Raw genomic sequence first — 14,477 nt, 5'->3', positions numbered from 1 at the left:
TATCCAATGATTACTGTGTTTCTGATGGGAATCGCTTTGTTCATCTTCGCTGTCACCTTTACGATGTACTGGAGCTCAAGCAAGCCGAATGGCATCCTGTGGTTTGGGGTCAGCCTGCCTGCTCATGCGTTGCACAACGAGGAACTGCAGAGGCTGCAGAATTTGTGCAGGACAATGTACAAAAGGTACGGTGCACTCACCCTGCTGATGCTGTTGCCTATGCTGCTGGTACATGCCTACGTTTCTTTAGCAGTCATCTACCTGTTCCTATGGGCAGCCTTGATGATGGCCCTGCTCCGAATCCCTTTTGTCCGGACGCACCGGTCAATTGCTGAACTGAAACGGAAAAATGAATGGTTCGTCGGGGAGAAGCGGATCATGCGTATGGACACCAGACTATCTAATGCTCTGCACAGCAAAGAGGCAAAACTCTCTCTGTTCTTGTACCTTGTTCCGGCGCTAATTGCACTCCTTCCTTTTGGATTCAAGGTTTCTGGGGATGCCTCGTACATTGTACATGCTGCGGGAGGTACTGCGCTGGGAATGACCCTGCTCCTCTTCATCATATCGGCTTCCTTTTACAGAATGAAACCAAGGGTATATACCGTGAACAGCGAGATCAATATCCTGCTTAACAAGACCGCCCGCCGCCGCTGGTCCCGCCTGTGGTTTGGGATTGCTTTGGTTGGCAGCTGTACCGCAGCAATCACTGCCTATGCCGAAACCCTGAACGAAGGCACTGCAGGACTTATATGGAGCCTAGGCATGTTGAGTTTTTCGATTGTACCGATACTGGGCATTGTATATGTACATAATAGCTTAAAGAAACTTGAGGCGGTGGCGCTTGCGGGGGAACAGGAGATTTTATACACGGATGATGATGAGTATTGGATGAACGGGACAACCTATAATAACCCTAATGACCGTTCCATTATGGTGCCGAAGCGGATTGGAATTGGCACTACGATTAATATAGGGACAAAAACGGGTAAATATATATATTACGGCCTTTTTGTGTTTGTGGCGGTAGTAATCATCGGGACCGGATGGATCAGTGTCCAGGCAGAGTTCTCTACACCTGTAATGAAGATCGGCGACAGCGGAACTGTTAAGATTCAATTTCCGATGTACAACTACAGCTTTGCACTAGAGGATGTTCTTGAACTGAAGCTGGTGGATCAATTGCCGGAAGGCGGCAGAAGGACTAACGGTATTGGCACGGACAAAGTGGCTATAGGAAACTTTAAGCTGGATGATTTCGGCAAAAGCAAGCTATACCTCTATAAACAATCCCCTCCGTACATTGTAATCAGATTGCCTAACCTCTATGTGGTTTATAACCATAAGGAGGCATCCGAGACCCGGCAGATTTTTGCGGAGCTGCAAGGGAGGTGAGGAAATTCATTGATTTTAAAATAAATCGTATGAAGCAGACCCCTGCTGTGATACAATAGTCCGGTTGGCCTTGTATACGGGTATCTGTTCAATATAGCTTCTGCTTCTTTGGCGCAATTATGAGAAGAAGCCGAGAAAAACAGAGCATTCTCATGTATTACTATGAATTACAGAGTATTAATAAGGAAACCCGTAGATTTTACAGAAAAGGCATCAGTTTTTGTCGTTTTTTATTGATTTATTCAAAAGTATTCTGTATAATCAGCCTTGTTGATTTTTCATATGGAATAGCCCATGCTTCCGAAGCAAGTTTTGTATAAAGCTATTCTTCTGAAGCAACGCTGACAAAACTTTTTTTGGGAGGTTGTTAATTTTGGGAAAAGCGTTAATTATTGGCGCTGGCGGCGTAGCAAGTGTTGTTGTGCATAAATGCTGTCAGAACCCGGATGTATTTGAAGAGATCTGTATCGCGAGCAGAACCCTTGCGAAATGTGATGCTCTGAAAGATAAATTGGCCGGAGGCCAGACGAAGATTTCTACTGCTCAGCTCGATGCAGATAACACGGACGAGGTCATTGAACTGATCAAGAGCTTCAAGCCGGATGTCGTTATTAATGTCGCTCTCCCATATCAGGACCTGACCATTATGGATGCTTGTCTGGCAACGGGAGTGCATTATGTGGATACCGCCAACTATGAACCACAGGATACTGCTAAATTCGAGTATTCCTGGCAGTGGGCGTACAAAGAAAGATTCGAGAAAGCCGGAATTACCGCGCTGCTCGGCAGCGGCTTTGACCCTGGTGTAACTGGTGTGTTCACGGCTTATGCGCAGAAGCATTATTTTGACGAAATCCATACGATTGATATTGTTGATGCCAACGCGGGCGACCACGGTTATCCGTTTGCCACCAACTTCAATCCTGAAATCAATATCCGCGAAATTACGGCTAACGGACGTTACTTTGAGAATGGCGAGTGGATTGAAACTGCACCGCTGTCCGAGAAAAAAGTCTACGATCTCCCGGAGATCGGTCCGAAGGATATTTACCTGCTGTATCATGAAGAACTGGAATCCCTGGCTGCCAACATCAAGGGTGTGAAGAAAATCCGTTTCTGGATGACCTTCTCGCAGAACTATCTCACTCACCTGAAGGTGCTTGAGAATGTGGGCATGACTTCCATTGAGCCGATCCTTTATGAAGGTAAAGAAATTATTCCTTTGCAGTTCCTGAAGGCGATTCTGCCTGACCCGGCATCCCTGGGACCAAGAACCAAAGGCAAAACCAACATTGGCTGCATCATTCAAGGCACTAAAGACGGCCAGCCAAAAACTTACTATGTGTACAATGTCTGCGATCATGAGGAATGCTACAGAGAGGTTGGCTCCCAAGCCATTTCCTACACCACCGGCGTTCCAGCAATGATCGGGGCTATGCTGATTATAAAAGGCATCTGGAAGAAACCGGGCGTCTACAACGTAGAAGAATTTGATCCGGATCCATTCATGGATGCACTGAACAAACACGGGCTGCCTTGGCAAGAAGATTTCTCGCCAACGCTGCTGGATTAGGGCGTAACGTAATGAAGGATATAGATATCGATATCAGCTCGCTGCCTTCACCCGCTTACCTTGTGGATGAACGGCTGCTGAAGAAGAACCTCGAGACACTGAACTACGTGCAAGAACGTAGTGGTGCGAAAATTCTGCTTGCGCAAAAAGGCTTCTCCATGCATGCCCTGTACCCGCTTGTCGGACAGTACCTGCATGGCGTGACCTCCAGCTCCTTGTTCGAAGCCCGTCTGGGCTTCGAGGAAATGGGCAAAGAGGTGCATGTCTACGCGCCTGCTTATATGGACCGCGAGTTCGATGAGCTGCTCGGTTATACCGACCACATAGTGTTCAACTCGTTTGATCAGTGGAGCCGGTTCAAGGACCGGGTGCAGAATGCTCCGAAGAGAATCAGCTGCGGCATCCGTGTCAATCCGGAATATTCCGAGATTGAAGTGCCGCTTTATGATCCATGCTTCAACTTTTCCCGGATGGGCGTAACTTTGCCGAACTTCCGGCCCGATGAGCTTGAGGGTATCGATGGCCTGCATTTCCATACGATGTGCGAGCAGAACTCGGATACGCTGGAGCGTACGCTTAAGGTCGTGGAAGAGAAATTCGGACAGTACCTGCATGGCATGAAATGGCTGAATTTCGGCGGCGGCCATCATATTACCCGTCCCGATTATGATCTGGAGAAGCTGATCAGCTGCATCCTGCATATGAAGGAAACCTATAATGTCGAGATCTATCTGGAGCCCGGTGAGGCGGTTGCCCTCAATACCGGATACCTGGTGGCTACCGTTCTGGACACGATGCATAACGGAATGGATATTGCCATTCTGGATACTTCGGCCGAATGCCATATGCCGGATGTGCTGGCGATGCCGTACCGTCCGAACATTATCGGCGCCGGAGAGCCGGGCGAACATGCCTATACGTACAGACTCGGCGGCATGACCTGCCTGGCAGGAGATGTGATCGGGGACTATTCATTCCCGGAGCCGCTGAAATACGGCGACAAGCTTGTCTTCCTCGACATGGCGCATTACTCCATGGTGAAGAATCATATGTTCAACGGTGTGAACCTGCCGGCCATTGCTTCGTATAACGAAGAAGAGGGCCTTAAGGTGATCAGAGAATTTGAATATAGCGATTTTAGCAACAGATTGTCTTAATAATTATAATAGCGAGGCGTTCCGCCACCTGTGTTTATGGGTGAAGGGGCGCCTTTTTTTGGTTGCGGTTAACGGGGGAAGCGGAAGTACTGAATGGTTAAAGCTGTTTTATCTATTGCTCTTAAGCATAGTACTCGCGTAACATCGAGGCATGAAGCCAGCTAGCTTGAACGTGAAAGGAGTGATCGGCATGAAACGCCGGGCTAATCCATCTACTATTACATTGACGGTGAAGAGGAATTGATTACTTAATCCAATTGTGAACTGAAAAGGAGCTGCTGCAACGCATGCTGAAGTTAAAATATTTATTCTCGAATGAAAGTTTAGCGGAGATGCTGCTGGGGAACTGGACATATGATCCGGAGTCGCTGCATTTGTTCCAGTACTATCGAATCTCCTCCAATGCGATATATCCGTTCAGAAGTGCCGCGAACGGTCAATTCCTGCGGTTTGCCCCGCAGTCGGAGAAGCTTATAGAGAACTTGCTGGCTGAGCTGGAGTTCATCTCCTACCTGAAGGACTGCGGATATGGCGTGCTGGAGGCCGTTCCCTCCCTGGAAGGAAAGGAACTGGTAGAAGCGAGGACTCCCTGGGGAGAGTATTATGCTTCTGTCTTCAAGCGTGTACCCGGAGTTCAGCTGCAGGATACCGGCTTAAGCGATCATGTCATGTTCAGGTATGGCGAGGCCTTGGGCAAGCTGCATCAGCTGTCCAGCACGTATAGCCCTGTACAAATCAAGAGAGGGTCGTACCGCGATGTGCTGGACTGGACCGTGGATGTGTTGAAGGCGTTTCCGCAGGAAACGGCGGCTGTGGCGGAAGCTCGGGAGCTTGCCGAGTATTTCAGCAAGCTCCCGGTTACACCAGCCAATTACGGGCTGATCCATTATGACTTTGAACTGGACAATGTGTTTTATGATGAAGCTAGTGACACCATCAGCGCGATAGATTTTGATGACTGCATGTATCACTGGTATGCTATGGATATCGAGCAGTCGCTGGACAGCCTGGTAGAGGAGATTGATCCTGAAGAGTTTGGACTAAAGAAAGAACGCTTTATGGAAGGGTACCGCAGCCAGTTTAGTCTTCCCGATGACGGACCCTCTATGGCGGCGTGCAGACGGTTCGCCGATTTGTACGGGTATGCCAGAGTTCTGAGGTCCACCGCTGAACAATGGGAGCATGAGCCGGAATGGCTCACGGGGCTGAGAGGCAGGCTGCACCATTCCCTGGTGACCAGATCTGCACGGTTTGGAGAGCGGTTAACCTAAAGCGTGCAGTGCAATGTGAGCAGTGTGACGTATGTTGATGGATGATGACGGATGTTAATGGATGTTAATGGATGCTAATAGATATTAATGGATTTTAATGGATGCTAATGGATGTTGATGGATGATGACGGATGTTAATGGATGCTACTGCCAGTCTTGAGCGGTAAGTAACTTGTTGCCGTCCCGCCGGACAACTCAGAAATTCGTAACGGGAATTGCGCCCGCTAAATAGATGATACTACCGGAATCTGAGTAACTAACGGGAATTTCTCCCGCCTTATTTAACCAAATGGCCCGATTGAGTGGAATGGCTCGAATTAGCGGGAGAAATTCCCGCAAAGGTTTTGAAGAGGATTGTTTATACAACAATACCGGGAGCTTTGCCCGTTATTGTTGCTAAGACTGACTTATGATCTTAACAGAAGCTTGCAGTAGAGGAAATCCTGAATTGATAAACCTCAGGAAAAAGCGGACCCCGCTTCCACGAAACGTGGAGCGGAGGCCCGCTTTCTGCTTTAGATCGGCTATTGGATAAGCTGGGGACTGGAGATCTATTTGTAAGTGATTGCAATCTCCTCTTCCTGCGGCATCCAGTTGACAGCTGCGCCAAGCTGTTCGCTGATGAAGCGCAGCGGCAGGTAGATCGTTCCGTATACGACAAACGGCGGGGTCTCAAGAGTTACCGTTTTGTTATTCACGGTCGTAGCCCCTGTAACAGAATTGATCGTGATCGAGATGGCGGGTTTATCGCCAGCGGCGCGGGTAATCGTCACTTTTTTATCCACAGTGGTTGTTGTACCTCCTGCTTTGCCTGAAGGGACACTCTTCGTATCTTCTTTGTAAGAGACATTGGCCCCCATCTTGTCAAACAATGAACGGAGTGGAATAAAGTTTTGCCCGCCCCGGGTAATTACACCGTTCGTTAGAGTAACCCTGTCGCCGTTCAAAGATACTGCAATCGGCTTCTGTACGGGAACGGGAGTTTTATAGCTGAACTCATACTCACCATACCCCAACTGTCCGTCTTTGTTGACGCCCCAGCCCAAGAGGGCCCCGTCCTTTTTTTGCAAAATAAGATGGCGCTCACCTTCCTGAATAGATGTGATATCAGAGGCAAGGAGAGTGAATTTCGCATCCGCTGACATGGAGTCGCCTTCAAGGGAGGCCGTGTAAGCTTTGCCATCTGCAGTCAGGGCGACGATTGACCGTTCCATGAAGTAGGCACCAGTCACGTTCTTGATGCCTGTAAGGCACACGGGGACTTTCTGCTCATGATAAGTGGTTCCGTCGGACCAGCCCGTTACGGTGGAACCCCAGAACCATAGGCGTGATTGAGCATCGATGGCCAGCATGGTCCGCGAGTTGCCATGGATCGAGCGGATATCTGTCAATCCGCTCACCCGAGAAGCGGATAGGACAGACGGAAATGGCTTTCCGGAATCAGCGGAGTCATAGGACTGTATAGGCCAGGTCCAAAGTGTACCATCTTTTTTAAGCGCATATTGCTGCGTCAGCTGGATGATACCGGTCAAATTCTGGACAGGCTCAAAGGTGGACAGCTCATCGCGGGAGGTCCATACAGTGCCATCTTTTTTCAGAAAGTTGATACGTTCCCAGCCTTTGTTTCCATCCCATTCATTATAACCATTCACCGCAGCGACATTATCTATGCCGGGAACAGCTGTAAAGAGGGGGGATTTGTCTTCGTCTGATACTCGGGGAGAGCTGAATACCGCGCCATTTCCATCTATAGCTATGTAACGGCTCCAAAGCGTAGAGAGCTCTGTTAGCTTGGTCAGTTCCTGCACAGGAGTGACTTCCACCGCCAGAGTCTTAGGGTTGGTCTGCCACCTCCACACGGCATTATCCGTTGTGACGGCCAGTCCTCCGGCCTGTAGGCCAAACCCATAGGCGGCTTGTACATCCTTCAGCCCCGGAAGCAGAGTAGGCACTGATTTGGTGCCACCCCATATCCAAAGGCTTCCGTCATTTTTAATCAGGTATTCTGGTCCATAGGACATAATGCCGGCAGTTGCCTGCACTGTTGCTGCGGCGGTTGTAGCGGCAGTTTCGGCACTCCCGGCAGCGGATGCATGTATTGAAGCCGTTGAAGCGGTTAAGCTCAGCAACAAGCATAAAGTCATCGTCCATTTTTTCACGGAAATCCTCCTCGATAATTTGCGTAATTGACTTATATAGGAAATAAAACAACCTGTAAGGTTAGACGCAAGGACTGGTAAAAAAGTTTCCTAACCAATCTAATACCGCACATTGCTCGGGAAGAGTAAAGCAATATCAATCAAAACGCCGTATCCGCTAAGTCTGAAGCGGATACGGCCTTTTCTGGAGCTGCGCCTGCAAAAAAAATCACGAATTCATCCGTTCACAGAAAGCCCTCCTGTGATACAATAGTTTAGTCTGTTTTTTAAAGGAATAATCACAGCAAGCTTTACCCGGCATTGTCCGTACCTGAGGAGGAAATCAGCGTTAATGAAACATGCACCCTTTATAGCAGTGGAAGGCCCGATCGGAGCCGGTAAAACAACACTTGCCACGATGCTGGCCGGTGAATTGCAGCTTCCGGTCATCAAAGAAATTGTGGAGGAGAATCCGTTCCTGGACAAGTTCTATCAAAACATGGACGACTGGAGCTTCCAGCTTGAAATGTTCTTTCTCTGCAACCGGTATAAGCAGCTTGAAGATACCGTGAACGAGTACATCGCTAAGAACAAGCCGGTTATTTCGGATTATCATATTTATAAGAACCTGATCTTTGGCGAGCGGACGCTGAAAGGCACCAAACGTGACAAATACCGCGAAATCTATCATGTGCTGACCGATGATCTGCCGAAACCGGATATCATTCTTTATATCAGAGCGGATCTTGATACGCTGCTTACCAGAATCGCCAAGCGCGGCCGCCCGTTCGAAGAGGAGATTGCTCCTGCTTATCTGCAGCAATTAATAGAGGATTACGACGATGCGATGGCTTCTCTGGCCGTCAGCGAACCGTCAACCGTTATTGTGACCATCGACGGAACCCAGGTAGATTTTGTGGGAAACCAAGAAGACTTTGCCGCAATCGCCGACCACCTAAAGGAGCTTATGAAATGAACCCATACAACATCCCTGATAACGCAATTATCACAGTAGCCGGTACGGTAGGTGTCGGAAAGTCCACACTGACCGGAGCTTTAGCGAAGCGTCTCAATTTTCAGACTTCGCTGGAACAGGTAGACCACAATCCGTATCTGGAGAAGTTCTACCATGATTTTGAACGATGGAGCTTTCATCTGCAAATCTACTTCTTGGCCGAACGCTTCAAAGAGCAGAAGAAAATGTTCGAGCTGGGCGGCGGGTTTGTGCAGGACCGTTCTATTTATGAGGACACCGGTATTTTCGCCAAAATGCATGCCGATCAGGGCACGATGTCCAAAACGGACTATGAAACATACACCAGCCTGTACGAGGCCATGGTGATGACGCCCTATTTCCCGCATCCTGACGTGCTGATCTATATTGAAGGCAGCCTGCCGTCGATCCTGACCCGCATCAATGAACGTGGCCGCGAGATGGAAATCCAGACCGATGTCTCCTACTGGGAGCATATGCACGGACGTTATTCGCAGTGGATTGGCGAGTTCAGCGCCTGCCCGGTGCTGCGCCTGAATATTGACGATTATGATGTGAATGATACGGCTTCGATGGCGGAGATTCTGAAGCAGGTAGGGAAGTCGATCCAGCGGATTCCGGTGGAGAAGTAGAAGTTGAAGGTCAATCGGAGAATCCGGTTGGCCTTTTTTGAAATAGAAGAATTTATATGCTTCACGCTACAAATTATCCTTCTATTTCTCGCTGAAACGGATACCGTCCTTTTGAGGACGGCGAAGCCGTTTCCACTTGATGGATAGGAATTAATGCGAGAGGTGCCTGAAGATGTCCCCTGTGATACAATAATCTGAAAAGCCGTAATGGATGGAGGAACCTCACTTGAAATATGACTTTGACAAAGTAGTTAACCGCCGCAATACCCGCTCCTACAAATGGGATCAGTCCGAGAAGCTGTTCGGAGACAAGGAGATTCTTCCGCTCTGGGTAGCGGATATGGACTTCGAGAGCCCGCCTGCCGTGAAAGAAGCGATTCTGCGGCGCGTTCAGGAAGGAATATACGGCTATAGCGTGACGAGTGATTCCTATAAAGAGGCGATTGCCGGCTGGTACCGCAGACGCCATGACTGGGAGATTCAAAAGGACTGGATCACGGATTCCCCCGGAATCGTTACCTCGCTCAGCCTGTCGGTGGAGCTGTTCAGCAAGCCGGGAGATCAGGTGATTCTGCAGTCGCCCGTCTACTATCCTTTTTATGATGTGATCCGGATGAATGACCGCAAGGTGGCCATTAATCCGCTGAAACTCGAAGACGGCCATTATGTTATGGATTATGTCCAACTGGAAGAGCTGATGGCTGGCGGCGCTAAGCTGCTGCTGCTGTGCAGCCCGCATAATCCGGGAGGCCGGGTGTGGGAGCGGGAAGAACTGCTGCGCCTTGGAGAGCTGTGCCTGCAGTATGGGGTGACGGTGATCTCGGATGAAATCCATTGTGATATGGCTTTGCCGGGCCACAAGCATATTCCGTTCGCTTCCTTGTCGGAGGAGCTGTCGAATATTACACTGACCACACTGGCCGCTACCAAAACGTTCAATTTGCCGGGCCTGCAGACCTCTTACATCGTAACCTCCAATCCGGAATTGAAGCGGGAATTTGAGTACAAGCTTAAGGCGCTCAGCCTGCACATGTCTCCTTATTTTACACCAGAGGCTGTGGAAGCGGCATATAATGAAGGCGGGGAATGGCTGGATGAACTCATACAGCATATCAGCGGCAATGCGGAATATGCCATCGGCTACCTCGCGGAGCACCTGCCGCAGGTGAAGCCAATGACACCAGAGGCTACTTACCTGCTGTGGATCGATTGCCGCGCACTTGGACTGGACGCTGAGGGTCTGAAGAAGCTGATGTACCGTGAAGCCAAAGTGGCATTTAACGAAGGATCAGTCTTTGGTACGGAGGGACAAGGCCATCTGCGGATTAATCTGGCTTGCCCGCGTTCCATTCTGGCCGAAGCACTGGAGCGTTTCAGTCAGGCTGCAGCACCTTATGTAAAATAAGGGGATTTACGCTGTTACTCATAAGCCCGCCGTATCACTTTTGAACACTGCCATGTTCAGGGGATACGGCGGGCTTTTTTGCGCCTGCTGATACTCTTTCATTTTGCACAACGATTTTTCTCTGCCCGCCTCCCACAGACAGCCTTAGGGGAAATTTAAAGCCTTAGGCAGATCCCATTGACCTGTCCTGGCATTGAGCACTTGGGATACCCGTGTTAAGATGAAAGCTATGATATGGATACATAATGGGAGTGGAAAAAATAGAGATGAGTAAAACCCGCATAATTATTGATTGTGATACCGGCATTGACGACGCATTGGCCATATTATATGCCCTGCGGACTCCAGATGTGGTTGTGGAAGGAATCACCACTGTATTCGGCAATATTGATGTCGCTCAGGCGGCAGATAATACATTGAGGCTGCTGGCCTTGGCCAATCCCGGTTATGAGATTCCCGTAGCCCTTGGCGCGTCCCAAGCGCTCGTCCGCGAGTTGGGCGGCTTCTCGACCCATGTGCACGGTGAGAACGGGATTGGCGGTGTTCAGCTGCCTCCATCGTCTCAGCAGCCGGTGCTGGAAACGTCAGCCGAATTTATTGTCCGCCTGGCGGATGAGAATCCCGGCGAGATTGTACTCGTAACGCTGGGACGGTTGACCAACCTGTCGCTGGCGCTTGATCTGGACCCGGCTCTAACCGGGAAACTCAAGAAAGTAGTCGCCATGGGCGGTACCGTCTTTAAGCCCGGCAATGTAACAGCGGTTGCGGAAGCAAATCTGTGGGGAGATCCGGAAGCGGCCGACCGTGTATTCACCTCCGGGCTTCCCGTGCTGATGGTCGGGCTGGATGTTACGCTGAAGACACTCATCACCACAGCGCACCTGGAGCTTCTGAGGCAGTTCGGCAAGGAAGAGAACAAAGCGCTGATTGACTTCATGGACGAATCCTTGAAGTATTATTTTAATTTCTACCGTGAAGCGAATTATCTGATAGGTGGAGCACCGCTGCATGATCCGCTGGCGCTGATGGCCGCGCTGCAGCCGGACCTGCTGACCTGCCGCCAGATGAAGGTCCGCGTGGAGACCCGGGGTGAGCATACCGCCGGAATGGTCGTTGCCGATTTGCGGGCACAGCCCAAAGCGGGTGAATTCATAGAGGTTGCCGTTGATGTGGATGCGGAACGGGCCGTCGGCGTCTTTTTGAGCGCGTTTATGTGATAGTTACAATCTATTAATTTGCTAAAAATAACTATTTTGGTAAAATGGTAGACGGAACTAAACTAGGTTTGAGAGACTCGACATCCTATCATAGAATGGAGATTTTATACATGAAACGCTTAACGAAGCTGCTATTATGTGCAGCAATCTCTGTAAGCAGCTTTGCCGCTTTGCCTGCTCAGCCGACTCAGGCTGCCCCGGCGGGTGTCAGCATTATGCTGGACGGATATCCGCTGCCTTTTCCGGTTGAACCTGCAGTGATGAGCGGAACCACGATGGTGCCGTTCCGGGCGATCGCGGAAGCTTTGGGAATTCCGGTGGTATGGGACCAGGCTGCAAGTAAAATCACAGCAACCACAAGCGGTGCCGCCGGGACCACTAAGGTTATCCTTACACTCGGCAGCAAAAATGCAGCGGTGAACGGCGCAACCGTGAAGCTGGCTGTAGCTCCGCAAAATATCCGGGGCACCACGATGATCCCGCTCAGCTTCTTTGGCCAGCAATTTGGCGCAGCGGTATCCTGGAATCAGGCCAGCAAGACTGTATCGATCACTTCGCCGAAGAAGGATATGTATACGCTTGGGTTTTATGCGCAGGGAGCCTATAGCGAGGTTTCGCGTATTCCTGATTTTAGCGCGGTCGCCTTTGGGTGGAGCCGGATCGACCGCAGCGGACAATTTACAACGGCCAGTACAGATTTCTGGTGGCCGAAGGCTGACGGCGATGTGACACCAGAGTCCATCGTCCAGAATGCCGCTGCTGGAGGTACCACGCCTTACCTGATGGTTTATTCCGGGGACAAAGAGCTGGAGCTGACCAAGAATATGGAAGATCTTGAGCTTCAGCAGAAGACGATTACCAGCATTGTTGATTTGGCTTCACAGAAAGGCTTTAAGGGAATCGGGCTTGATCTGGAAGGGCTGGGGATGACCGGCGACAAGAAGCTGGTACAGAGCCAATATAATGTTTTTGTCAAAAAATTATCCGTAATGGCGCGGGCGGCAGGTCTTAAGCTGACCGTTATTCTTCCCCCGCTGAACGGCTCCTACAAAGGGTATGATTATAAGACGCTGGCATCGCTGGCCGATGATTTGGTGATTATGGCTTATGCGTATGAGGATGAGTCAGGTCCGGAGCCGATGAACAAAGTGGATGAAGGCATTCGTCTCGCCCTGCAGCAGGTGGATAAAAGTAAGCTGGTGCTCGGAATCTCCGTATACAGTGAGAATGCAACCTCCGTCAACGCCAAGATTGGACTGGCCAAACGGTATGGCCTCAAAGGCATCGCCATCTGGCGGCTTGGACTGATCGGACAGCCTGTTTGGAATGAGATGAGCAAATCGCTAGAGTTGTAGAACGGTAGAGTTGCCGGAAATCATAGATTGGATCTGAAGGTTGAAGATGAATGTTAGTCGGTTTGGAACTAGAGGCTGCCCGCCGGGCAGCCTCTTCTTGCTATTTCCAGGGAAGGCAGTAGTGCGGATTGCGTTCCTATACAACAAATATCACATTAACTTGAGCTGCAAACCTTTATAATCTCTAAGGTTGACCCTTGAGCAGGATATCTTATTTTTTAGGAGGCTTATCAAACATGAGCATGAAATATAAATCACTGGAGCTGGACAAACCGCTGACGTATGAACTGGAAGGTTTGGAGGTTGGCGTGACTTCGAACTGCAATTTCCGCTGTGATTACTGCTGTGCATATAATAGAAACGACGGGCAGAGCATTAATGGCAAGGAGGTTATCCGTATCCTGGAGGAGCTTCCCGGGCTGAAGCGGGTCCGCCTCTCCGGCGGTGAAGTCACCTTGAAGTTTCAGGACTGCGTTGAAATTGTATCCTACTGTGCTTCCCGGGGCATCCAGACCCAATTGAACTCCAACGGCAGTCTGCTGAATGCGGAGCGCATCGAACAACTGGTGTCTGCCGGGCTGACTACGATACATATCTCGTTCAACTTTACGACAGCGGATGCCTTCTCCCGTTATTACAACATTCATCCTAGCGTCTATGACAAAATCAGAGAGAACATCACGATGTTCGCCAAGACAAGTGTGGACGTCGTGCTGGAAACGCTGCTGTTCAATGAAACACAGGACAATATGAAAGAAATCAGCGATCATGTCTACTCTATGGGTGTTAGAACGCACGAGATTCAGAACAGCATCATCATGGGCCATACCGGCTGGAAAGCCATTGCTGCCCGCGAACAGCTGAAGAATGCAGTGAATGAGCTGATTGAACGCAAAAAAGAAGATACAACGCTCTACTTCACCTGCATGGACCGCTTTATGGAAGCACTTGGTTTCCAGGAGCAGCCTGGGGTATATTTCCCGCATTGCATAGAAGGCAAGAAACAGCTGCACCTGCATGGCAACGGCGATATTCTGATCTCCGAGCTTTGCCACCCGGTAATCATCGGCAACATTTATCAGGGAACCTCGTTGAACGAGCTGTACAGCAACATGCCTGAGCCGCTCTCACAGTTTCTGGAGAAGCAGCCTTGCCCGGCGCTGGACGCTTTGTTTCCGCAAGGCCTATAGAGAGCTGCGACGAACCGGATTCAGCTTGAAAGAGCCGGTTCGGCAGCTCAGCAGCAGACAGGACCGCGGCATTCCAGCTGCGGTCTGTTTTTGCTGCCGGTTTGATAGATCAGCGTGAGATATTTCTTGTGAATTTCATCCCACAATGAA

General features: G+C 49.9%; 11 protein-coding genes. 10 read left to right on the top strand and 1 reads right to left on the bottom strand.

The features are described from left to right. The first annotated feature begins 6 nt into the window (after positions 1-6). From ACAN56_RS11520 to ACAN56_RS11505, 4 genes are all read left to right on the top strand, one after another. The gene (locus ACAN56_RS11520; RefSeq protein ID WP_038589424.1) at positions 7-1,395 is read left to right on the top strand and encodes a DUF5808 domain-containing protein; all 1,389 of its coding nucleotides are present in this window, start codon (positions 7-9) and stop codon (positions 1,393-1,395) included. A gap of 373 nt (positions 1,396-1,768) precedes the next feature. Next, on the top strand, positions 1,769-2,968 hold the full coding sequence (locus tag ACAN56_RS11515; protein ID WP_038589426.1) for a saccharopine dehydrogenase family protein: 1,200 nt from the start codon (positions 1,769-1,771) through the stop codon (positions 2,966-2,968). A gap of 20 nt (positions 2,969-2,988) precedes the next feature. Further along, positions 2,989-4,125: a carboxynorspermidine decarboxylase gene (nspC, locus tag ACAN56_RS11510; protein WP_379143227.1), complete on the top strand. Its 1,137-nt coding sequence runs from the start codon at positions 2,989-2,991 to the stop codon at positions 4,123-4,125. Between the two features lie 287 nt (positions 4,126-4,412). After that, positions 4,413-5,396 carry a phosphotransferase enzyme family protein gene (locus tag ACAN56_RS11505; RefSeq protein WP_379142856.1) on the top strand — a complete coding sequence of 328 codons (984 nt, stop codon included), beginning with the start codon at positions 4,413-4,415 and terminating at the stop codon, positions 5,394-5,396. 551 nt (positions 5,397-5,947) lie between these two features. Here the strand turns inward: ACAN56_RS11505 and ACAN56_RS11500 are convergent. Next, positions 5,948-7,555, bottom strand: coding sequence for a stalk domain-containing protein (locus ACAN56_RS11500; RefSeq protein WP_052091988.1), 1,608 nt, complete (start codon positions 7,553-7,555; stop codon positions 5,948-5,950). A 331-nt stretch (positions 7,556-7,886) separates the two neighbouring features. Between ACAN56_RS11500 and ACAN56_RS11495 the strand changes: the two genes are divergently transcribed. The 6 genes from ACAN56_RS11495 to ACAN56_RS11470 all read left to right on the top strand — a co-directional run bounded on the left by ACAN56_RS11495 (position 7,887) and on the right by ACAN56_RS11470 (position 14,327). Beyond that, positions 7,887-8,510, top strand: a complete 624-nt coding sequence (locus ACAN56_RS11495; RefSeq protein ID WP_038589432.1) for a deoxynucleoside kinase — start codon at positions 7,887-7,889, stop codon at positions 8,508-8,510. Beyond that, positions 8,507-9,160 (top strand): deoxynucleoside kinase, encoded by a 654-nt coding sequence (locus ACAN56_RS11490; RefSeq protein ID WP_379142852.1) that lies wholly within the window; start codon positions 8,507-8,509, stop codon positions 9,158-9,160. Before ACAN56_RS11495 ends, ACAN56_RS11490 begins: the two co-directional genes overlap by 4 nt. A gap of 226 nt (positions 9,161-9,386) precedes the next feature. After that, the gene (locus ACAN56_RS11485; protein WP_379142850.1) at positions 9,387-10,565 is read left to right on the top strand and encodes a MalY/PatB family protein; all 1,179 of its coding nucleotides are present in this window, start codon (positions 9,387-9,389) and stop codon (positions 10,563-10,565) included. Positions 10,566-10,831: 266 nt separating this feature from the next. Continuing rightward, positions 10,832-11,782, top strand: a complete 951-nt coding sequence (locus ACAN56_RS11480; protein ID WP_379142847.1) for a nucleoside hydrolase — start codon at positions 10,832-10,834, stop codon at positions 11,780-11,782. A 110-nt stretch (positions 11,783-11,892) separates the two neighbouring features. Beyond that, complete coding sequence (locus ACAN56_RS11475; protein ID WP_038589443.1) at positions 11,893-13,137, top strand: stalk domain-containing protein; 1,245 nt, start codon at positions 11,893-11,895, stop codon at positions 13,135-13,137. 236 nt (positions 13,138-13,373) lie between these two features. Beyond that, positions 13,374-14,327 carry a radical SAM protein gene (locus tag ACAN56_RS11470; protein WP_342439500.1) on the top strand — a complete coding sequence of 318 codons (954 nt, stop codon included), beginning with the start codon at positions 13,374-13,376 and terminating at the stop codon, positions 14,325-14,327. Positions 14,328-14,477: the final 150 nt, after the last annotated feature.

Origin of the sequence: Paenibacillus paludis (assembly GCF_042610515.1) — a bacterium.
Taxonomy (GTDB): domain Bacteria; phylum Bacillota; class Bacilli; order Paenibacillales; family Paenibacillaceae; genus Paenibacillus_AQ.
This window is presented reverse-complemented; position numbering and strand designations above follow the sequence as displayed.